This window comes from Caulobacter segnis (assembly GCF_023935105.1).
Lineage (GTDB): Bacteria > Pseudomonadota > Alphaproteobacteria > Caulobacterales > Caulobacteraceae > Caulobacter > Caulobacter segnis_B.
This window is the reverse complement of sequence record NZ_CP096040.1, coordinates 544,478-567,066: the sequence shown is the minus strand read 5'-3', so window position 1 is coordinate 567,066 and position 22,589 is coordinate 544,478. Positions and strand designations below refer to the sequence as shown.

Below are 22,589 nucleotides of genomic sequence, written 5' to 3'. Positions count from 1 at the left end.
CCCTAGAGCGCGGCGTCGAGGAAGGCGAGGAACGCCGGCAGGTCCAGCCGCCAGCTGAACTCCGCGTTCGGACGATGGTGGCCTTCCAGATAGACCTCGGTCTCGCTCAGCGGCGAGGGCGCGAAGAACGCGCGCCAGTCGACCCCGACCAGCAGGGCGATGTTGCGCACCCAGACGCCGATGAAGTTGCTGGGCTGCAGCTCGATGACCTTGGCGCTCGGCCGGCAGAACAGGACGTTGGCCAGGGCCGCACCGGCGGGCGCGACGATCAGGTCGGCCTGGTGGAACAGGGCGATCTGGTCGCGGACCGACAGTTCTTCGGGCCGGACGATCGTGAAGCCGCGCGCCGCCAGGGCCGTCTCCAGGTCCAGCTCGTTGACCAGCACCCGTTTCTGCGAGCCCCGGCGGGTGACGTAGATGCGCTTGGCGCCGCCGGCGGGATCGATAGCGGCGGCGGCCAGGATCCGCTCGCGCACCCTGTCCAGCGGCGCGTTCGGCGCGTGCAGGAAGTGGTCCATGGCCGTGGCGAACACCGCGTCCTCGATCCGCACCAGCGGCGCCTCGATCAGACGCGGCTGGGGCTGGTCGCCCAGCATCAGGGACAGCAGCTCGCGGTGCCAGGGCAGCAGCGGCGGCGTGATCGCCGGGAAGCGCTCGGTCGCGCCCGCCCCCATGGCCGTGGCCAGGGCCGGCAGGCAGTCGATCAGGAAGTGGCCGTAGTTGTGCAGGCCGCCCCAGGCCATGAACACCGTCGCCCGGTCGACCACCGGGACGTCGTCCGGAACGCGGAACACCGGGCCGTCCGCCTCGACCTTGACGCCGGGCAGCAGGCCTAGGGTCGGGGTGAGGTACAGCGCCTCGTGGATGGCCTTGTGGAACACCAGTCCCTGGTCGTTGAACAGGGCGCCATAGGCCGGGGCGTGCCAGACGCCCGGCAGGCGGACCAGGTCCACGCGCGAGCGCAGCACGCCGTTGGCGCCATGGGCCCAGGGCGGCACATCGGTTCCGCCGCTGTTACCGCCCAGCAGCGCGCGGGTCTCGGGTTCGTCCAGGATCACTTGCGGGATCGCCTGGGCCATGGCGCCCGGCGCGGGAGGCGGCGGCTCGACCAGCACGTCGTCGACGCGCGGCAGGACGTTTTCCTCGAACACCACCTCCAGCGGCGTGCCCGGCCCTTCCGGACGCTCGGGGACCATCGCCTTCAGCCGGCCGGCCGCGCCCTTGGCGATCCGGCGGGCGACGCGCAGCACCCGCTTCACAGCTCGAAGCTCGCGCGATAGCCGGCGCGGCCGACGATGGCCGCGGTCAGCCGCTCGATCGCGTGGGCCGTCGTGCCGTCGACGCGGCCCAGCTCCGGCCCGAAGTCGATCTCGGCGTCGGTCAGGTCCGACAGCGGCGCGAAGGCTTCCGTCCGTCCCCAGAACATCGAGCCGGCCGCGAAAGGCGTCTCGGGTTCGAGCTTCAGGCCCATGCGGGCCGACAGGCGCTTCACCGCCGTCCAGTTGTTGTCCATCACGTCGGGATCGCCGATCCGCATGCGCGCTTCCGACGAGGCCAGCAGGCCCAGTTTCGGATCCTGGGCGAAGGCGCGCAAGGCCAGGCTGGCCGCCTCGCCGCCCAGCAGCCCGTCGAACAGCTCGGCTCGCCACTCGTCGCCCTGGGCGCGGTGTGGCGAGCGCTTGGAGTGCAGCTTGCAGAACACCGAATAGCCCAGGGCCCGCGCCCGCCGCAGGGTCTCGACGAAGGGCCGGATATCGCGACCGCGGTTCTCGGCGATGGCGAAGTGCGCGGCTGGGAAGGCGGCGCGAGCGCGGGCGAGGTCATCCTCGCTCCAGCTCTCCGGCACGGTGATCATCACGTCGAGATCGCCCGCCGTGGCCGCCAAGCGCTGGGCGAACCAGTCGATCAGCTCCGGATAGAAGAGGTGCAGCAGGACGACGGCGTCGGCGCGCTTCTGGAACCCCGCCCGCGCCTCGGCCACCAGCGGATGAGCATCCGTCAGGCGCGGCACATAGGCGCCCAGGGCGGCGCGGGTGGCGTGCAGATAGCCGTGGCCGAACCAGCGGTCGGGCTCCAGATAGGCCCCCTCGCCCCACTCGTTCCAGGCGTTGACGAAGACCAGGCCCTCACCCTTCGGATGCTTGGCCTCGACGTGCTTCAGCGCGCCCGACAGCCAGGTCAGGTAGCTTTCCGGATCGGCGTTGTGGAAGGCGTGGCCGGCCCAGGGCTTGCGGGCCTGGTTGTCCCAGCCCGGCATGACGCCCGGCACGAAGGCGGCGTCGACGCTCGAGAGTTCGGAGAGCTTGTGCCGGACCACCGCCGGATAGTCGTAGACCTTGCCGGTGAAGTTCTCGTGCAGCGGCGTCACCGACTTGGTGATCTCGCCCTCGACGATGGCGTGGGGCGGGAAGTCGATGATCCCGTCGAAGCCATGGCTGGCGTAGTCCTGGAAGCCGAAGGCCGTGGTGCACAGCAACCGCAGCTCGCCCAGCCCCATGGCCCGCGCCTGCTCGCGCCAACGGTCGGTGGTCGCCTTGGCGTCGGGCAGGATTTCAGGCCGGTACAGCACCAGCACCGGCTTGCCGCCCACCCGCAGGTAGCGCGGATCCCGGATGTAGCGGGCCATGTCCTCGAACACGGCCTGATCGTCCTCCGGCGAGTGCTTCTGGGCCATCAGGACGTCGGTCTCGTCACCGTCCCAGCGGCGGGTCCAGTTCTCGTTGGCCCAGCACAGGGCAAACGGCAGGTCCAGGGTCGGATCGGCCAGATAGAGCTCGATCGGCTTCTCCAGCAGGCGCTTGCCGGCGAACCAGTAGTAGTGGAAGCAGAAGGCGTGGACGCCCGCCCCCTTGGCCAGCTCGACCTGCTGGGCCAGCACCTCGCGCTGGCGCAGGTCGTAGAAGCCGAGATCGCCCGGCAGGCGCGGCTGGTAGTGGCCGAGGAACTGCGGCTGGGCCTTGGAGACGTTGGTCCACTCGGTGAAGCCCTTGCCCCACCAGGCGTCGTTCTCCGGGAACGGATGGAACTGCGGCAGGTAGAACGCCACGACCTTGGGCGCGTCGGCCGGCATCGTGATCGGCGCGGCGATCGGCGCGGCGAAGTGCGGACTGCGCAGGTTCTTGGAAACCTGGATCGCGTGGGTATAGGCCGCGCGAACCGGACCAGCGTCACCGGTCTGGGCGCGGCTGGCGCGAACCTGCCCGGCGATGGCGCGCCCCTTGCGCCAGACCGCGCCGACAGGCTTGCGCAGCGGCCCCAGGGCCGGCTTGAGCGCCTGGATCGCCACGCCCTTCCAGCCACGCGGATCGCTGCCCAGATGCCCGGCCGGCTTGACCGTGAGGTTGCCTACCGTGAAGCAGCAGGGGCCTTCGGACGGATCCAGACGCACCCGCACCAGCTGGCGGCTGCGCGCCGGCAGAGAGGCGAACCAGCCGTCGGGCCCGGCCTTCAGCCGCGCGTAGGAATCTTCTGAAAAGCCGTCGCCCCAGTCGGCGAACAGGGCCGGCCCGACCAACTCGCCGTCCAGCCCCTCCAGCTTGACGTCGATCCGGACGGTGCGGGCCGCGCGCAACGCCGCGCGCTCGGCCTTGGGCGGCGTCCAGATCATCTGCGGATCGTCGCCGGTCCCGACCAGCACGACCCGTCCCTGGGCGTCCACGCCCTCGATCGCAACGTCACGTCCGGGCTTGAGGCCGGGCGGCAACATCGTCATGCCTTGCCCGTCAGGCGGTCCAGCAGGCGCGCCAGCAAGCCCTGGCGTCCACGCGGCTCACGCTTGCGGATGACCACCGCCGCCTGCCAGAACTGGGCGGGATCATCGACATAGCGCACGACCTCGCCGCCGTGCGGGGCGGCTTCCTTGGCCACGAACTTGGCCGTGACCGTGGTGTCGCCGTAGATCTCGGCCCCGCGGTGCGCGCCGCCGCCCGAGGGCAGATAGGCGACGCCGTCACGGGCCAGCTCGTCCCGCATGCGCGGCAGCTGGTCCTTGTAGGCCGACAGCGCCACGTGCCAGGCGTTGTCGGAATTGGAGTCGGTGGACTCCAGGAAGTCCAGGAAGCGCGGCGGCTCGACCGTGAACACCAGCAGGCCGCCCGGAGAGAGCACGCGCAGCAGTTCGGCCAGCCAGGCGCGGAACAGGTGCGGCGGCAGGTGGGTGAAGACCGAATAGGCCGTCACCAGCCGGAACTGGCCGTCCGCGAACGGCAGCGGCTGACCGTTGACGATCGTACCGAACTGGCCCGGCAGGTTGGCGCCGGCGCAGAAGGCGACCATGTCCGGATCGATGTCGACCCCGGCCATGTGCTCGGCCTGGAAGTCGCGCAGGAAGAAGCGGCCGATGCGGCCCCAGCCACAGCCGAAATCCAGATAGCCCTGCCCCGCCGACCGCTTGTAGGCGCGGTCGACCATGCTCTCCTGGGCGAAGCGGTAGAACCGACCGGCCTCGTCCAGGGCGTCCTCGTAGGCCGAGCCGACGAACTGGCGCTGGATTTCGGCCGAAGGGAACTCGGGATACAGCGCGCCATCCTGCACGCGCTCGGCGACCGAGCGCTTCAGCCGCGCGATCCAGGCGTCGGTGTCGACCCCCTTGAGGTCCTCGTGGGCGAGGCGGCGGGCGGTGTCGGTCATGCGGCGTGGGATTCCCGGTAGGCGAGCCATTCCTCGGTGGTGCCCAGGAAGGCGATACGGCCGCTCTGCAGTTCGCAGACGCGGTTGCAGACGCGGCGGACGAGGTCGTGATCGTGGGTGGCCATGACCACGATCTTGGCGTCCTCGACCATCTGATGCATGCGCTGGCCGGCCTTCTTGACGAACTCTGCGTCGCCGGCGCTGAGCCATTCGTCCAGCACCAGGATGTCGGCCTCGAACTCGGTGGCGACCGTGAACATCAGGCGCGCCAGCATGCCGGCCGAATAGGTGCGGACCGGCAGGTGCAGGAAGTCGCCCAGGCCGGAGAATTCGGCGATGGCGTCGACGCGGCTGTCGATGACCTTGCGCGGCAGCCGACGCATCAGGCCCAGCTTGTGGATGTTTCGGAGACCCGTGGCCTCCATGTCGATGCCGGCGTTGATGGCGATCATCGAGGTGATGTCCCCGTCGATCGAAAGCTCGCCACGGGTCGGGTGGTAGATGCCGGCGATCACCTTCAACAGGGTCGTCTTGCCCGAACCGTTGTGACCCACCAAAGCGATGCGGTCACCCTCGACGATCTCCAGGTTGATGTCGTGCAGCGCCTTGACCGCCGCCACGTCGCCGGCGGCCTTGTACATCGTGCCGCCGACCGCGAGGTTGAACACGGCGCTGCGCAGCGACTGCGAGCGCAGGCTGTAGACGAAATAGTCGAGGTCGACGTTCTTCAGCGTGATCTGGTGAGTCATCGCCCGCTCCTACAGCCAGAAGACCACGCGCTTGCGGAACATGGCCAGCAGCGCCAGCGCGACCACCGCCAGGACGCCGGTCGTGCCCAGCGTCCACCACCAGTCGATCATGGCCGGAGCGTGGCCGGTCAGCGGCGCGCGCAGCAACTCGACCTGATGGGTGAAGGGATTGAGTTCGACGATCCGGCGCGCCTTCGGGCTCAGGTGATCGGCCGTCCAGAACACGGGCGTCACATAGAACAACAACTGGACCAGGTAGCTCATCATGTACGCCACGTCGCGGAAGCGCGTCGAGGGAATGGCGATGATGAAGCCCTGAATGCAGACGATCAGCAGGATGACGACCAGCGCCGGGATCAGCGTCCAGTGCGGGATCGCGAACTTGCGCAGCACCAGCATCGTCACCCAGAAGGCGATCAGCTGGAACAGGAAGTTCGTCGCCGCCTTCTGGGCGTGCAGGAAGACATAGAAGCTGAGCGGCAGGCGCTGGCTCTGCATCAGGCCGGAATTGTAGAGGAAGATCGCCTGGGCTTCGGCCATGGCGGTGCCGACCAACGACCAGGCCAGAAGCCCCGCCACCACCTGCGGATAGCTCTTGGACATGTCGACGCCCATCATGGCGCTGACGAGGAAGGCCAGGGCGAAGGCGACGACCAGCAGGTTGCAGGCCATCCAGAACGGACCCAGGATCGAGCGCTGGAAGCGCGAGGCCGTCTGGTCCAGGCCCACTCGCCACCACAGGGGCGCGAGACGGATGCCGTCTCCAACGTCCTTGAGCGCCGCCATCACGGGACTCGGCATTCGCAACCTTCCTTAGCGCCCTGGGGCGACCGGCAAGGCGCCTGCTTACAGAGCCCAGGGCCGCCCGACAATGCTTTGGAAGGTTGCCGAGCGCCGGTCTCTCAACTCGCGCCCGGAGTGTTGCGTAAAAACTTTAGTCGAGCCACCTTCGAATTTCGGCGTGGCCCTATTTCGCCGCCCTCGGCTTGATCTCCAGGATCGTCCCGTCCGGTCCGTAGCGCAGCGGCTCGATAGCGATCGAGCGTCGGTGGTCACCGCCGCCGGGCAGCAGGTTGTCGTGGTAGAAGAACCAGGTCTTGCCCTTGTCCTGCAGGATCGCCTGGTGGTTGGTCGAGATCTTCAGATAGTCGAGGATCACGCCGCGATAGGCGTAGGGCCCCATCGGGCTCTTCGACGTTGCGTAGACGATCTGACCCGGCCAGCCGGTCGAGAAGCTGAAATAGTAGAGCCCCTGGCGCTTGTGGATGAACGGGGCCTCGCCGTACTTCTTCTTGGGGTCCTCGGCCGGGAAGCCGGTGACGGCGATGTCCTGGATCGGACCGGCCAGGCTCTTCATGTCCGCGCCCAGCTTGACGATCTTGGGCACGCGGGTGCCGAAGACCATGTAGGCTTGGCCGTCGTCGTCGATCAGCACCTGCGGGTCGATCGGCTCGGCCCCGGCGTTGGCGTCGCGCGCCTTGTCGACCAGCGGCGCGCCGATCGCGTCGACGAACGGCCCCTCGGGCTTATCGGCGACCGCCACCCCGATCTTGTCGCCGCCCACGGGGGCGTAGAAGTAGTACTTGCCGTCGCGATAGGCCGCCTCCGGCGCCCAGGCCTTGGCGTCGGGCCTGGCCCACTTGAACACCGTCACGCCCAGGAACGCGCCGTCGTCCTTCCACGTCTTCAGATCCTTGGAGCTGTAGAGCCGCCAGGTGGTCGAGTCCCAGTACTGGCCCGAGTTCGAGGCGTCGTCGGTGGCGTAGAGGTAGTAGCCGCCCTTGAAGGCGTGCGGTGACGGATCGGCGTTGAACCGCGGGCTGATGGGCTGGCCGGCGAGCGCGGGCCCCGCCATCAGGGCCGCCGCGAGGAAGAGGGAAAGACGCTTCATCGGGATAACTCCTATTGCGGCGGCGTGGCTTGGGCGGGACGGGCCCTGTCCGGCGTGGTCCCTTCGCCGGTGAACGGTTCGAGGCGGAAACCGACGCGGGTCGGATCCAGCCTGGGACGGTACTTCATGTGCGGCAGGCCAAAGCCGTTCCAGGCCGCGTCGCCGCCGGCGCTCCATTGGACGGCGTCGACCAACAGAATGGCGTCGCCACGCGGGACCATGTCGGTGGACTTCTAGGTCCCTGGCGCGCCGCGCCCCCGAGGCCGACCATGGCCAAGCCCGCGACGCCCGCCAGCAACCCCCGGCCCATACGCTCCATTCCTACGCTTCCTCGATCCCGATCGAGGATAAGCCCTCGACCCTTTGTGCACTCATTTTCGGGCCGGCGTCCCGTCCGAATCCCGGCGATAGGCGCCCCGCCGCCTGAGCGACGCGATGGTTCCGGTACCATAACCTCCAACGACCATTTGGCCTGGCCACTTCAAACGGAAGAAAAATAATTTCTAACGTAAGGTTGTGAAAAAATATGCCAATCAAACCAATTTCATATAAAAAACCGTTTTGAATCAATTTGATATGGCGATTGTTGCATATTGGCAGCATTGAAACGTTGTCGTCAATCTTATTCATCAGACAAATTGAATGAACCGCCCTGACCTGATACCGCTAAAGAGGTCAGGCCAATAAACTGCCAGCCAAGGCGGTGAAAAAGACAACAAGGAGGAGGGAACATCGTGAACCCCAACATCAGCCCCGCGCGCATTCTCAAGATCGCGCTTCTGTCCGCCACCGTCATCGGGGGACTGCCCGCCATCGCCGCCGCGCAGACCGCCGCCGCGCCGTCGAGCGACACCCTGGACGCGGTCGTCGTGACCGGCTTCAAGCAGAGCTACGCCAATGCGGTGCGCTCCAAGAAGGCCGCCATCGAAATCACCGACGGCATCTCGTCGGACGGCCTGGGCCGCTTCCCCGACCTGAACGTCGGCGAGGCGCTGCAGCGCATTCCGGGCGTCCAGATCAACCGTGAAGCCGAAGGCCGCGACGCCACCATCAACCTGCGCGGCATGCCGGGCGAGTACGCGCGCACCACCCTGAACGGCCAGTCGTTCGCCGGTCCCGCCCTGCTGCGCGACAACCAGGGCTCGCCGCTGGGCGCGTTCAACTCGGACATCTTCTCGGCGTTCGTGATCGCCAAGTCGCCGATGGCCAACACCGTCTCGGGCGGCCTCTCGGGCAATGTCGACCTGCAGATCGCCCCGGCGCTTTCGCGCAAGGACGGCGGCTTCATGAAGGGGTCGTACGAGTACAACACCCTGGGCGATCTCAAGGCCCCCGCCGCCACGCTGGGCTACAACAAGCACCTGACCGACAACCTCGCGGTGTTCGGCACCCTCGCCTACAAGAAGGAAAACTTCCGCCGCGATACGGTCCGCCTCAACAACTACGACTATCTGACCTCGGCCATGACCGGCCTGACGCCGACCCAGTTCAACGCGGCGTACGGCCAGTACTTCTCGCCGACCGCCTGCGCCAGCAACGCGACCTCGTACTGCCGCTCGCTAGGCCAGGCCCTGGGCCTGTCGCCGACCGCCGCGGCGGCCTATGTCACCAGCAACACCGGCTCGAAGAGCACCAACGGCGTCTGGGCCAACAGCGCCATCCGCCAGTACACCCGCATGAATGTCGGCAAGGTCTGGTCGGGCACGGCTGGCGTCGAGTGGAAGCCGAACGACAACACCAAGATCGGCCTGATCGGCTTCTCGACCGACCGCAATCTGCCCGACACCGTCCAGTACTTCCTGATCAACTACGTCGCCCCGTCTTCGACGCCGGGCGCGGGCACGGTGATCACGCCGACGGGCACGCCGATCCAGACGAACGACGGCCGCTACCTGTACCAGGGCTACGACTTCACCAACATGAACGGCCTGTCCTCGACACGCCTCTATTCCCAGCGCCAGAAGTCGAACGGCGTCATCGGCAACATCGACTGGAGCAACGACAAGTGGCGCCTGGCCGCGGCCCTGAGCCTGTCGTCGGGCTCCAACGCCTCGGTCGAGACCTCGGTCGACGTGGTCAATCCCACCCGCGCCGGCGGCAACAACATCAACGGCTCGATGTCGACCGGGCTCGACGATATCGGCGGCTTCTCGTACGTCACGCGCCCCACCCCGCAAAACACGCTGGGGCCGGCGGGCACGACCTGGACGTGGGGCAACGTCAACGACCCGGTGTCGTATTATAACAACGGCACGTCGGCCAACAGCTCGATCCGCCTGGGCCTGGAAGGCTCGCAGAGCTACGCCAAGAACGAGCTGAACAGCCTGGGTCTGGACGGCGAACGCTTCGTCGAATGGGGCCCGATCAAGAGCATCCAGGGCGGCGTACGCCTCGAACGCGAGAAGTACGTCTCCACGGGCTACCGCGTGTTCGGCTACGGCATCCAGACGTCGAAGATCACGCCGGACATGCTGAGCACCGCGCCGTTCGTGGACGACTTCATGGGCGGCATCGCCGGCAACTACACCAAGAACTGGCAGACCCTGGACATCCGCCGCTTCCTAGGCGCGGTGACGCCCGTCTCGGTCTATCCGGGCGGCACGCTGTCGCCGACCGGCCTGAACATCCAGTACTCGGACGGCGCCTACTACGACAAGAACTTCACCAACGAGAACGATATCAATCAGTTCTACATCCAGGCGAAGTACGACACCGAGATCTTCGGCCACGGCGTGCGCGGTAACTTCGGTGGCCGCTACGAAGACACCAAGAACACCATCACGACGCTGGACCGGACGAAGCCGCCGGTCGACTCGATCGGCTCGCCGAACGATTTCAAGACCGACCAGTACAAGAACAAGTACAACTTCTTCCTACCGTCGGCGATCGTGGTGGCCGACGTCACCGACGACCTGATCCTGCGCGGCGCCTACTACAAGACCTATGTCCGCCCGCACCCGCGCCAGTACTCGCCGTCGACCAAGGTCAATCCAGGCCAGATCCTGAACACCGGCCTCAGCTCGGGTTCGGTCAGCGTCTATGACGTCTCGGTGCAGATCGGGAACAACAACCTGCGCCCCTACATGGCCGAGTCCTTCGACCTGTCGCTGGAGTGGTACAACCGCCCCAACGGCCTGGTCTCGCTGGCCTATTTCCGCAAGAACATCACCGGTCGCATCGCCTCGACGTCCGACCCGGCTTTGCTCTGCCCCTCGGACGGCTCGACCTGGGGCTTCGGCGCCTTGTCATGGGACGGGGCCTACTGCAACGCCACCAGCCTCTCGACCGCCACCCGCCAGGTGCACGTCAACGCCAGCGGCGCCTATAACCTCGACAAGCCGACGACCGTCGAGGGCGTCGAGTTCAACATCCAGCAGAACCTCGATTTCCTGCCCGGCTTCTGGAAGAACTTCGGCGGCAGCTTCAACTACGCCTACACGACGTCCAAGAGCCCCTCGATCGCTCCGTTCCCGGGCATCTCCAAGCACAACGTCAACCTGATCGGCTACTACGAGACGCCGAAGTACGGCATCCGCGCCGTCTACAACTATCGCTCGGACTATCCGCTGAACGCCAACGGCACCTATACCGGCGGCGCACGCTCGGTCAGGGCGCGCGGTCAGCTGGACATGTCGGCCTCGTACAATGTCACCGACAACTTCACCCTGTCGGTGGACGCCTACAACCTCACCGACTCCGCACGGTTCGAGTTCGAGAACGACCGTCGGGTCTCGCGCTGGGTCGACTATGACGGTCGCACCTTCACCGTGACGGCGCGCGCCACTTTCTGATCTTCACTTCCCCTGTGAAGCACTTGATAGCCGGTCCATTCGTGGACCGGCTATGTTTTCGAGAACACGGAGGATCTTGATGCCAGGACGTCGCGTGAAGCCCCTGCTGATTGTGGCCGCCCTGATGGCGTCGACCTCCGCCCACGCCGTGCCCGATCCGTCGCTTTACACGCTGCCCATCCTGACCGTCGGCCTCGGCGACGACAACGAGGGCGACACCATTCCCGGGCCGACCCTGCCCAACGGCTCCATCCATCCTTCGCCCGAGACCCCCAAACCCAGCAACGCCGGCTACAACGCCGCCGAGCCGATCAGCGGCTTCGCCCAGTTGCATTCGCAGGGGTCGGGCGGCGTCACCACCTACGGCACCTTCCTGCTGTCGCCCCAGGTCGGCGAGGCCCAATTCGACGAAGCCGCCCACCTGTCGCCCAAGGCCGAAGAGGCCCTGGCCGCCGACCAGTATTCGGTGCTGCTGGCGCGTTACGGCGTGCGCGCGGCGGTCACGCCCGCCCACTATTCGGCGATCTATCGCCTCGACTATCCGACCACGGACAAGGCCCAGCTGGTCTTCGACGTCACGCGCAAGGTCGGCGGCCTGGTCGCCTCGGACCAGGCGGACGTGAAGCTCTATCCCGCCGAGGGCAAGATCGTCGGCCACGTGAAGGCCAAGGGCTACTGGAACCCCGCCCTGATCGACATCTGGTTCGTCGCCAAGGTCGACCAGAAGCCCGCCGCCTGGGGCGTGTTCGACAAGATCGGCGCCCGCCCCGACGCGGTCGAAGGCCAGACCGGTAGCGACGAGCGCCTGGGTTCCTGGCTGACCTTCAAGACCGCCGCCGGCAAGCCGCTGCTGGTCAAGATCGCGGTGTCCTTCACCAGCGCCCAGACGGCCGAAGCGCTGCTGGACCGCGAGATCCCCGACTGGAACTACGACGGCGCCCGCCAGACCGCCCAGAAGGCCTGGAACGACCGCCTCGGCGAGATCGAGGTCTCGGGCCTGGACAAGGCCCAGACCCGGCGCTTCTACACGGCCTTGTACCACGCCTCGACCCATCCCCGGGATCGCACCCTGGACCAGCCGGCCAAGGAACTGGGCCGCCCGAACTGGGACGAGCACTACACCCTGTGGGACACCTATCGGACGCTGTTCCCGCTGATGTCGGCGCTGCGCCCCAGCGACTACGCGGCCAACCTGAATTCGCTGATCCACACCTTCGACAAGTTCGGCGCGGCCGACACGGCGATCATCGGCGGCCAGAACTATCATGTCGGCCAGGGCGGCGACGAGGTCGACAACGTGCTGGGCGAGGCCGCCCTGCGCGGCGTCCAGGGTGTCGACTGGAAGGAGGCCTGGCGGGTGACCCACTTCAACGCCTTCGAACGCCGCCGGCCGCGCTATCTGGAAAGCGGATATTTCGGCGTCGGCGATCTCAGCCCCGAGCCTAACAACCAGCGCGCCAAGTCAGGCTCCTCGACGCTCGGCTTCGCGCTGAACGACTATTTCGCCGCCCAGGTCGCGGCCAAGGCGGGCAAGTCCGATGAGGCTGCCCAACTGACCGAACGCTCGGCCAATTGGCGCAAGATCTGGAACCCGGAGACCCAGAGCGACGGCTTCCAGGGCTTCCTGATGCCGCGCTATCCGGACGGCAAGTTCCAGGACATCGACCCCAAGCTGGGCTGGGACGGCAAGGTCCACAACAATGTCGGTTACTACGAAGGCACGGCCTGGATCTATTCGTACGGCGTGCTGCACGATCTGCCGGGCCTGGTCGAGGCCATGGGCGGGCGGGTGCGCTTCAACGAGCGCCTGAACCATGCCTTGGACGCGGGCCTGATCGACATCACCAACGAGCCGTCGTTCGCCACGCCGTGGCTGTTCCACGCCATTGGCCGGGCGGACCTGTCGTCCTATTGGGCGAAGCAGGTCTTCGCGCACTTCACGCCCACCGCTTATCCGGGCGACGAGGACGCCGGGGCGATGAGCTCAAACTACGTCTTCAACCGCCTGGGCCTTTTCCCCAAGCTGGCCAGCGACCTTTTCTACCTGCACGGCCCGCGTCACGCCCGCAGCGTCCTGCACCTGGAAGGCGGCAAGACGCTGCAGATCCTGGCGGAGAACGCCGGTGACGACCGCCCCTACATCGCCAATGCGACCCTCAACGGCAAACCGCTGGCCGGGCCGTTCCTCTCGCAGGCCCAACTGCTGGGCGGCGGCGTGCTGAACTTCACGATGAGCGCCACGCCCGGTCAGTGGGCCTATGACGGCGCGGTGCTGAAGGTCGAGGCCGACGCCCCGGCCCTGGTCGACGGCAAGACCTCGACGGTTTGGACCGCCTCGACCGGCCAGTCGGCGGTGTTCACCCGTCCGGCCGCGACCTGCCTGAAGGCCTACACGGTCAGCGTCGGGGCCGCGGAGGCCGACCCGGCCGCCTGGCGCTTCAGCGGTTTCGACGGCAAGCGCTGGTTAAAGCTGGACGAACGGAAGGGCGAGCGCTTCGCGCATCGTCACGCCACCAGGACCTTCGACTTGAAGGCCAAGGCCTATGCCCGCTATCGGCTGGAGCTGACGACGGGTAAGGCGGTCCAGGTCGCGGAAGTCGAACTGATCGCGGCGGATCCGTCCGCCTGTCGTTGATCTTGGCCACGCGTCTTCTAGCGTGGCCGTGTGCGTAGAGTGCGAGGGAGTGTGCCGATGAAGTGGGTCCGACTGGCGACCGTGAGCGCGTGGGCTCTGACCCTGGCCTTGGGCGCGACGACCGGAGCCCTGGCGGCCAAGGCGCCGGCCACGCGGACCGCGGCCGAGGCCGAGCCCATCTTCGCCGACAGCGCCACGCGGGGCGGCTTCATCCTGGTGGCGCCGGGCAGCATCCCGACCCTCGTCGTCGATCCGGCGGACGCCGCCGTGGTCCGTCACGCCGCCGACGACCTGGCCGAAGACATCAAGACCGTGACCGGCCAGTCGGTGAGCGTCTCCGCCGCCCCGGCCGGCAAGACCGCGATCCTGGTCGGCACGCTGGGCGCCAGCAAGCTGATCGACCAGCTGGTCGCGGCCAGGAAGGTCGACGTCTCGCGGCTCAAGGGGGCCTGGGAGAGCTTTGTCATCGCCACGGTCGACCGTCCCCTGCCCGGCGTCGACAAGGCTCTGGTGGTGATCGGCAGCGACCGTCGCGGCACGGCCTTTGGCGCCTACGAGGTGGCTCAGGGCATGGGCGTCTCGCCTTGGGCCTGGTGGGCCGACGTCACACCCAAGCATCGCGACACCCTGGTCGTGCGCGCGGGCGTCCATCGCTTCGGTCCGCCGTCGGTCAAGTACCGGGGCGTGTTCGTCAATGACGAGGACTGGGGCCTCTATCCGTGGGCGGAGAAGACCTTCGATCCCGAGCGCGGCGACATCGGGCCCAAGACCTATCGCAAGATCTTCACCCTGCTGCTGCGGCTGAAGGCCAACACGCTGTGGCCGGCGATGCACCACACCACCGCGCCGTTCAACTCCGATCCCGCCAACGCCAAGCTGGCCGAGGAGTACGGCATCGTCATGGGCTCGTCCCACGCTGAAGCCATGCTGCGCAACAATGTCGGCGAGTGGAAGGACGACCCCGCCAAATTCAACTACGCAACCAATCCGGAAGGCGTGAAGGCCTACTGGGACGAGCGCGCCAAGCTGAACGGGTCCTATGAAAGCCTGTGGACCCTGGGCATGCGCGGCATTCACGACACCGGCATGGTCGGGCCCAAGACCCAGCAGGACAAGGTCGCCCTGCTGGACAAGATCATCAGCGACCAGCGCGAGATCCTGAGCAGGGAGGTCTCGTCGGACGTGACCAAGGTCCCGCAGATCTTCGTGCCCTATAAGGAGGTGCTGGAGATCTATCGCGCCGGCGTGAAGGTCCCCGACGACGTCACCATCGTCTGGCCGGACGACAATTTCGGCTACATCCGCCAGTTCGCCAGCCGCGAGGAGGCCAGCCGCAAGGGCGGGGCCGGCGTCTACTACCACCTCTCGTATCTCGGCTTCCCGCTGTCGTATCTGTGGCTCAGCACGACGCCGCCGGCCCTGGTGCAGGAGGAGATGACCCACGCCTTCGACACCGGCGCGCGCAACGTCTGGGTCGCCAATATCGGCGACATCAAGCCGGCCGAGATCGGGACCAGCCACTTCCTGGAGATGGCCTGGGACATCGATCGTTGGCGCGGCAAGAGCCAGCGTCAGTTCCTGGAGGACTGGAGCCGCCGAAACTTCGGCCCCGCCCTGGCCGGCAAGACCGCCACGCTGATGGACAGCTATTATCGTCTGAACTTCGAGCGTCGCCCCGAGCACCTGGAGTGGCTGCCCAAGGCCGAGAGCCGGCACCTGTCCGACTACACCCCCGACGAGGTCAATGACCGCCTGCGCGCTTTCCGCAAGCTGGTCGCCGAGACCAAGGCGACCACCGCCCAGGTCCCGCCGGAGCTGGCGGACGCCTGGTTCGAGCTCGTGGAGTTCCCGATCCGCGTCTCGGCCGCCGCCAATGTCCGGTTCTTCGCCGCCGAGCGCTACAACGAGCTGATCGACAACGACCAGGTCATGGCCCGCTCGGCGGGCGCCGCCGCCGTCGACGCCCAGAGCGAGATCACCGCCCTGACCGACAAGTTCAACAACAAGATCGCCGACGGCAAGTGGCGCTGGATCATGCCCGAGGAGCCGGCCGACAGTCAGTGGCGCATCTATCGCGCCCGTCCGGTGCCGATGCCCGGTGGCGGCCTGATCAGCGATCCGGCCAAGTTCCTGGCCGTGGTCGACGGCAATGCGCCGGCCCAGTCGCCGATCACCGAGGCCGAGACCTTCACCACCAACACCGGCTGGCGACTGGTCGAGGGCGTGGGTCGGGGCCAGGGCGTGATGATCGCCGACAAGCCCGGCGCGACGATGAGCTTCACGGTCGACGTGGCCTCGGAAGGCCGCAGCGTCCAGCTGGGCGTGCTGCCGATCTTCCCCGACGGCCAGGGCCAGGAGATCGCGCTGGATGTCAGCATCGACGGCGCGGCGTCCCAGAAGGTCAGCTGGCCGCGTGCTGTCGGCTCGGCCGCCTGGGCGCAGGGCGTGCTGGACAATATGCTGAAGGCCACCGCCGGACCCGCTCTGGCGCCGGGCCGCCACACCGTCACCGTGACCGCGCGCACCGGTCGCGTGGCGCTGGACCAACTGCGGCTGGTCACCCCCGAGGTGATCCCCACCCACGAGAACCACTAGGAGCGCCGATGACCTCGACCCTCAGCCGTCGCGGCCTGCTGGGCGCGTCCGCCGCCCTGACGACCGCCCTGCCCGCCGTCGCGGCGACCAAGAAACCCGCGCCGAAGAAGAGGCCGCTACTGGCCCCGACCCCGCCGATGGGCTGGAACAGCTGGAACAGCTTCGCCACCACGATCACCGAGGCCCAGACCCTGGAGCAGGCCGCGATCATGGCCCGCGAACTGCTGCCGGCCGGCTACGACATCCTGACCGTGGATATCCAGTGGTACGAACCGGGCGCCAGTAGCTACGAATACGCCGCCAAGCCCGTCCCGACGCTGGACGACCACGGCCGCCTGCTGCCAGCCCCCAACCGCTTCCCGTCCAGCGTCGGTGGCAAGGGCTTCAAGCCGCTGGCCGACAAGGTCCGCGCCCAGGGCCTGCGTTTCGGCGTCCACCTGATGCGCGGCGCACCGCGCCTGGCGGTAGAGCGCAGGCTGAAGGTGCTGGGAACCAACATCCCGATCGCCGACATCGTCGACAAACGCAGCGTCTGCTCGTGGAACCCCGACATGTACGGCGTGGACATGAGCAAGCCCGGCGCCCAGGCCTATTACGACAGCGTCTTCAGGCTGCTGGCCTCGTGGGGGGTGGACTTCGTCAAGGTCGACGACCTCTCGCGCCCCTATGACGCCCACGCCGCCGAGATCGAGGCCATCCACCGCGCCATCGGCCGCACGGGCCGGCCGATGATCCTGTCGATGTCGCCGGGCGAGACGCCGGTCGTGCGCGGCGCCCACGCCAAGGCCCACGCCCAGATGTGGCGCATTTCCGACGACTTCTGGGACGACTGGAAGATGCTGGACGCCCAGTTCACGCGTCTGGAGAACTGGTCGCCCTATATCGGCGACGGCGGCTGGCCGGACGCCGACATGCTGCCGTTGGGCCGCCTGGCGCTCGGCGAGCGCGACACCAAGTTCACGCCCGACGAACAGCGCACCCTGATGACCCTGTGGTCAATCGCCCGCTCGCCGCTGATCATGGGTGGTGACCTGCGCCACCTGGACGCCGCGACCAAGGCCCTGCTGACCAATCCCGAAGTGCTGGCTGTCAATCAGGCCTCCAGCGACAACCGCCCGTACTTCGTCGAGGACGGCGTGCGGGTCTGGACGGCCAAGGCAACCAATGGCGATGCGTACCTGGCCCTCTTCAACACCAGCGGCAAGCCGCGCGACTTAGGCGTGGACCTGAAGACCGTCGGCCTGCCCGCCTCGGTCTCCGTGCGTGATCTGTGGAGCCGTGCCGACGCCGGCACGGCGGCCGGACGCTTCAGCGTCCAGCTGCCCTCGCACGGGTCGGGCCTGTACCGTCTGAAGGCGAGCTGATCCTCCCCCCTCTGGGGGAGGATCTAGCGCTTACTGGCCATTGGGCGGCGCGGTGAACGTCGTCGCCCAGCCGGTCGGCGCCGGGCCCATGGTCAGCTCCAGCACCCCGCCCCTGGCCAGTTCGTCGTGGGTGATCCAAGCGCGGTCGATGGCCTTGCCGTTCAGCTTGGCCGCCGTGACGTAGCGATTGGCTTCCGAGGCCGCGGGCGCGGACACCGTGAAGGTCTTGCCGCCCTCCAGCGCCACCACGCTGCGCGTGAACAGCGGCGACGCGATGTAGTAGTAGGGCTGGCCGGCGTTCGGATAGAGGCCGATGGCGTTCCAGACGTACCAGCTGGACATCGCTCCGGCGTCGTCATTGCCCGGCAGGCCCGTGCGGCTCAGCTTGTAGTGCTTGGCCATCAGCGTCCGGGCGATCTCGTCCGTGCGGTCGGGCCGGCCGGCGTGGATGTAGAGATACGGCGCCAGGATGTCGGGCTCGTTGCCCTGCGAGTAGTGGCCGTCGAACAGGTGGTCCAGCCAGGTCACGAAACCCTTGGCGCCGCCCGTCTTGGCCATCAGCCCCGCCACGTCCTGCGGCACATAGGTCGAGTACTGCAGCGCATTGCCCTCGTAGAACACCGCGTCCCACCACGGCCCGGAGCGGTCCGGATACTCATAGGTGCAGCTGTAGTTCTCGACCCACTCGCCATTCGGATAGCGCGGGCGCACGCACCCCAGGCTATCATCCCAGATGTTCTTCCAGTTGCCGCTGCGGGCGAAGTAGCGCTTGGCGTCCTCGGTCTTGCCCATCGCCTTGGCCACCACGCCGATGGCGTAGTCGTCATAGGCGTATTCCAGGGTCCGCGAGGCCGAGCGGGTCACCGTGAACGGCACGTAGCCGAGCTTGAGATAGTCCTTCAGCACCCGCCCCTGCTGGAACGGCTGGTCGCTGTCGACCTCGCCGTTCTTGCGCAGCGCCTCATAGGCCAGGGGCAGGTCGAAGCCGCCCAGCGTCTTGACCACCGCGTCGGCCACCAGGATGTCGCCGTTCGAGCCGCCCTGGGTCATGCCGTTGGCCCCGGCGATGCGGGCGTCAGGCATCCAGCCGGTGTGCTTGTAGGTGTCGATCAGTGAACGGATCATATCGCGCTGCCGCTGCGGCTGGATCACCGTCAGTAGCGGGTGCAGCGTCCGGAACGTGTCCCACAGGGTGTAGAAGTCCTCGTAGTGCGGCTCGTCGGATGTCCACCAGACGTTCTCGCCGCCGAGGTCGTGCGGCATGGTGTGGGAGCGATAGAGGGCCGAGTAGAAGATCCGCTGCTGCTCATCCGTGCCGCCCTCGACCTTGATCTTGGACAAGGCCTCGCCCCACTGGACCTCGGCCGCCTTGCGCGCGGCGTCGAAGTCCCAGCCGGGCATTTCCTCGGCCAGGTTGGCGCGGGCCTTGTCGGCGCTGATGAACGACACGGCCAGCTTCATCTGGACCTGGCGGTTGCTGGTCGTGTCGAAGGTCAGATAGGCGCCGAGGCGGTTGGAGAACTCCTGCTCGGTGTCGTACTCGATCATCAGCCCCTGGCGGTTGGCCGCGCTCTTGACCTGGACGCCGCCCTCGCTGGCGCCAACGCCGGGCTTGGTCTCCATCCAGCCCTGCCCGGCCTTCCACGCCCCGAAGGCCTTGGCCGGACGGTCGGTGACCGCGTGGAAATAGAGGGTGTAGGGCGCGGGGTTCCAGCCGCCCTCGACCGTGACCTCGCCGGCCAGGGTGTGGTCGTCGATCAGCTGGACCTTGGCCAGCCGCACCCGCTGGCCGCGACCGCGCATGGCCACCACCGAGCTGACGTCGAAGATCAGCTGGCTCTCGGCGACGGCCGGATAGGTCAGGCGCTGAAAGCCGACCCGGCGCGAGGCGGTCAGCTCGACCTCGACCCGCTCGGCCTCGCTGTTGCCCAGGCCCACGGCGTAGTAGCCGGGCGCGGCGCGCTCGTTGGTCTTGCCGAAGTGCAGGTGGTTGACCCGCAGCGGTCCTACGGCCGGCGTGACGCGGAAGTTGCCGTACTTGCCCGAGCCGCCCGTGCCGCTGACGTGGGTGTAGGAGAAGCCCATGATCGGGCTCTTGGAGTCATAGCCGTGGGTGTCGGCGTTGGTGGTGTCGGGGCTGAACGACACGAAGCCGAACGGAACGCCCGCGCCCGGCACGGTGTTGCCGCCGGTCACCCCGCCGCCATCGGTGCCGACGAACGGATCGACCTTGCCGATCAGCTCCGACTGCGCCTGCACGCTGAGCGGCAGCGCGAGCAGGGCCGCGCCGAGAAGAAGGGCTCGAAAGGAACGCATCGGGTCCGTCCTGATCGTACTGGGCCCGCTAGGCCTTATGGGTGCGGGCGTAATGGTCGAAGGCGACGGCCGCGACAATAATCAGGCCGATCACCACCTGCTGGAAGTACGAGGTGACGTGCATGATGACTAGACCATTCGACAGAACGCCTATCAGAAGGGCGCCCAGGATGGTGCCGCCGACATTGCCCGAGCCGCCGGTCAGGCTGGCCCCGCCGATCACCACCGAGGCGATGACCCGCAGTTCGTAGCCCGTGCCGGCCACGGCCTCGGCCGAGCCCAGTCGCGCCGACAGCAGGAAACCCGACAGACCGGCCAGGGCGCCGATCACGGCGTAGACGCTGGTGACGATGAAATCGACATTGACGCCGGACAGCCGCGCGGCCTCGGCGTTGCCGCCGACGGCGTAGATTTGACGCCCGTAGCGCGTGTAGCGCAGCACCACGTGACCGACGATCGCGACCAGGGCGAAGACGACGATCGGGACCGGCACGAAGGCGATCTCGCCCGTGCCCCACCAGCGATAGGCCTCGTCGAACCCCGAGATCGGCCCGCCGTCGTTCAGCAGCAGCGTCGCGCCGCGCCAGACGGTCATGCCGCCCAGGGTGACGATGAAGGCCGGCACATGCAGCCAGGTCACCGCCTTGCCCTGGATCAGGCCGCCCACGAAGCCGACGAGGGTGGAGACGGCCAGGGCGAGGAACCAGGTCGCCGGCCCGCCGCCGATCAGGTTCGTCACCACATAGGCGGCCGCGATCGAGGCGAAGGCCAACAGCGAGCCGACCGCCACGTCGATCCCCCCGATCAGGATCACATAGGTCATGCCGACGGCGATGATGCCGTAGATCGACACCTCGCTGAGGATGTTCAGCGCGTTGCGCGCCGTCAGGAAGCGCTCGTTGACGGTCCCGAACACCGCGATCAGCAGCAGCAGGAACAGGATCGTCCGGTGCTTGCGCGCGAAGGCCAGCAGGTCGAAGCGCTTGCTGGGCGGGGGAACGGTTTGCCGCTGGGCGGCCGGATCCGGGATGAGGGTCGGGGAGGCGGTCATTGGGGACGGTGTTCCCTTGTCGGCGCCGGCAGCGCGCCGGTCGCCATGTAGGCCATCAGGCCCTCTTCGGTGGCCGCCTCGGCGTCGAGGTCGGCGACCACCGCCCCCTCGCGGAAGACGACGATGCGATCGGCCACGGCCATCACCTCGGCCAGTTCTGACGATATGACGACGATGGCCACGCCCTGGGCGGCCAGGTCCGACAGCACCTGGTGCACCTCGGCCTTGGCGCCGATGTCGATGCCGCGCGTGGGCTCGTCGACGATCAGCACGCGCGGCGTCAGGGCCATCGACCGGCCCAGCAGCACCTTCTGCTGGTTGCCGCCCGACAGCTTGCCGATCGCGGTCTCCTGGTCGGCCATCTTGATGCGCAGCTTCTGGCGATAGGTCTCGACCAGATCGCGCTCGGCCCGCTCGTCGACCCATTGGCCCAGGACGCTGATCGGCTTCAGCGCCGGCAGGCTGAGGTTGTGGCGGATCGAGTGGCCCAGGAAGCAGCCCTGCTGCTTGCGGTCCTCGGGCACCAGCATGACGCCGGCCTTGATGGCGTCGCGTGGCGACTTCAGCTTCAGAGGCTTGTCGTCCAGGCGGATCGATCCGGACGCGATGGCGTCGGCGCCGAAGATCAGCCGGGCCAGGTCCGTGCGGCCGGCGCCCACCAGCCCGGCCAGGCCGACGATCTCGCCGGCGCGGACCTCCAGGCAGATGTCCTTCAGGTAGCCCGGCGCGGCGATGCGCGGCCGGCGCGGCGAGACCTTCTCGACCTTCAAGACCACGCGGCCCGGCTCGCCCGAACGAGCCCGACGGACGAACTCGACGTGACGGCCGACCATCAACCGGACCATGTCGCTGACCTCGACCTCGGCGACGTCGCCGCTGGCCACCCAGCGACCGTCACGCATGACCGTGTAGCGATCACACATCGCCTTCACCTCGGCCAGGCGGTGCGAGACATAGATGACGCTGACGCCGCGCGCCTTCAGGCCGGCGATGATGGCGTGCAGGCGGTCGACCTCGCGGCTGGACAGCGCGGCGGTCGGCTCGTCCATGATGATGAGCCGGGCGTTCAAGGTCATCGCCTTGGCGATCTCGACCATCTGCTGCTCGGCCACGGTCAGGCGACGGACGGTCTCGTCGGGATCCAGCGGCAGGCCCAGCGTATCGAGCAGGCTCTGGGCGTCTCGGCGCAGCAGGCCCCAGTCGATAAGCCCCCAATTTCCAGAACGGGGCCGCTTGGGCTCGCGGCCCAGGAACATGTTCTCGGCGACGCTAAGCTCCGGGAACAGGTTGAATTCCTGGTAGATCGTGGCGATGCCCAGCTGCTGGCGACGCAGCGGCGTATCCTTGGGATCCAGGAGCTGGCCATCGAACGTCACGGTCCCGCCGTCCGCCGCGTGGGCGGCCGACAGGATCTTGATCAGGGTTGACTTGCCCGCGCCGTTCTCGCCCAGCAGGGCGTGAACCTCGCCCATGCCCGTTTGGCGGCCGACCTGCAGTCGGACCTGGTCGAGGGCCAGCACGCCGGGAAAGCGCTTGCTGACCTGACTGACGTCCAGAAGGGTCATGGC

General features: G+C 67.6%; 15 protein-coding genes. 4 read left to right on the top strand and 11 right to left on the bottom strand.

What is annotated here, in order from left to right:
• Positions 1–2: 2 nt before the first annotated feature.
• The 8 genes from MZV50_RS02895 to MZV50_RS02860 all read right to left on the bottom strand — a co-directional run bounded on the left by MZV50_RS02895 (position 3) and on the right by MZV50_RS02860 (position 7,899).
• Entirely contained in the window at positions 3–1,259 is a 1,257-nt protein-coding gene (locus tag MZV50_RS02895; protein ID WP_252632926.1) for a glycosyltransferase family 61 protein, read from the bottom strand.
• A complete protein-coding gene (locus tag MZV50_RS02890) occupies positions 1,256–3,712 on the bottom strand; it encodes a glycoside hydrolase family 99-like domain-containing protein (protein WP_252632925.1) in 2,457 nt (818 codons plus the stop codon). The genes MZV50_RS02895 and MZV50_RS02890 overlap by 4 nt, the downstream gene beginning before the upstream one ends.
• Entirely contained in the window at positions 3,709–4,629 is a 921-nt protein-coding gene (locus MZV50_RS02885) for a class I SAM-dependent methyltransferase (protein WP_252632924.1), read from the bottom strand. The genes MZV50_RS02890 and MZV50_RS02885 overlap by 4 nt, the downstream gene beginning before the upstream one ends.
• Entirely contained in the window at positions 4,626–5,378 is a 753-nt protein-coding gene (locus MZV50_RS02880; protein ID WP_252632923.1) for an ABC transporter ATP-binding protein, read from the bottom strand. The genes MZV50_RS02885 and MZV50_RS02880 overlap by 4 nt, the downstream gene beginning before the upstream one ends.
• 9 nt (positions 5,379–5,387) lie before the next feature.
• Positions 5,388–6,179 carry an ABC transporter permease gene (locus MZV50_RS02875; RefSeq protein WP_252632922.1) on the bottom strand — a complete coding sequence of 264 codons (792 nt, stop codon included), beginning with the start codon at positions 6,177–6,179 and terminating at the stop codon, positions 5,388–5,390.
• Positions 6,180–6,345: 166 nt separating this feature from the next.
• Positions 6,346–7,269 carry a family 43 glycosylhydrolase gene (locus MZV50_RS02870; RefSeq protein WP_252632921.1) on the bottom strand — a complete coding sequence of 308 codons (924 nt, stop codon included), beginning with the start codon at positions 7,267–7,269 and terminating at the stop codon, positions 6,346–6,348.
• A gap of 11 nt (positions 7,270–7,280) precedes the next feature.
• Positions 7,281–7,490 (bottom strand): hypothetical protein, encoded by a 210-nt coding sequence (locus tag MZV50_RS02865; RefSeq protein WP_252632920.1) that lies wholly within the window; start codon positions 7,488–7,490, stop codon positions 7,281–7,283.
• A gap of 100 nt (positions 7,491–7,590) precedes the next feature.
• Positions 7,591–7,899: a hypothetical protein gene (locus MZV50_RS02860; protein WP_252632919.1), complete on the bottom strand. Its 309-nt coding sequence runs from the start codon at positions 7,897–7,899 to the stop codon at positions 7,591–7,593.
• A gap of 104 nt (positions 7,900–8,003) precedes the next feature.
• Between MZV50_RS02860 and MZV50_RS02855 the strand changes: the two genes are divergently transcribed.
• The 4 genes from MZV50_RS02855 to MZV50_RS02840 all read left to right on the top strand — a co-directional run bounded on the left by MZV50_RS02855 (position 8,004) and on the right by MZV50_RS02840 (position 17,654).
• Entirely contained in the window at positions 8,004–11,060 is a 3,057-nt protein-coding gene (locus MZV50_RS02855; RefSeq protein WP_252632918.1) for a TonB-dependent receptor, read from the top strand.
• A 76-nt stretch (positions 11,061–11,136) separates the two neighbouring features.
• Positions 11,137–13,695, top strand: a complete 2,559-nt coding sequence (locus tag MZV50_RS02850) for a GH92 family glycosyl hydrolase (RefSeq protein WP_436792202.1) — start codon at positions 11,137–11,139, stop codon at positions 13,693–13,695.
• A 57-nt stretch (positions 13,696–13,752) separates the two neighbouring features.
• The gene (locus MZV50_RS02845) at positions 13,753–16,290 is read left to right on the top strand and encodes a glycosyl hydrolase 115 family protein (RefSeq protein ID WP_252632916.1); all 2,538 of its coding nucleotides are present in this window, start codon (positions 13,753–13,755) and stop codon (positions 16,288–16,290) included.
• A gap of 8 nt (positions 16,291–16,298) precedes the next feature.
• Positions 16,299–17,654 (top strand): glycoside hydrolase family 27 protein, encoded by a 1,356-nt coding sequence (locus MZV50_RS02840; RefSeq protein WP_252632915.1) that lies wholly within the window; start codon positions 16,299–16,301, stop codon positions 17,652–17,654.
• Positions 17,655–17,684: 30 nt separating this feature from the next.
• Here MZV50_RS02840 and MZV50_RS02835 read toward each other — a convergent pair whose 3' ends face one another.
• Genes MZV50_RS02835 through MZV50_RS02825 form a run of 3 tightly spaced genes read right to left on the bottom strand, consistent with a single transcriptional unit; the run spans position 17,685 to position 22,586 of the window.
• Positions 17,685–19,970, bottom strand: coding sequence for a GH92 family glycosyl hydrolase (locus tag MZV50_RS02835; RefSeq protein ID WP_252632914.1), 2,286 nt, complete (start codon positions 19,968–19,970; stop codon positions 17,685–17,687).
• Between the two features lie 28 nt (positions 19,971–19,998).
• Positions 19,999–21,021, bottom strand: a complete 1,023-nt coding sequence (locus MZV50_RS02830) for an ABC transporter permease (protein ID WP_252632913.1) — start codon at positions 21,019–21,021, stop codon at positions 19,999–20,001.
• A complete protein-coding gene (locus MZV50_RS02825; RefSeq protein ID WP_252632912.1) occupies positions 21,018–22,586 on the bottom strand; it encodes a sugar ABC transporter ATP-binding protein in 1,569 nt (522 codons plus the stop codon). Before MZV50_RS02825 ends, MZV50_RS02830 begins: the two co-directional genes overlap by 4 nt.
• Positions 22,587–22,589 lie beyond the last annotated feature (3 nt).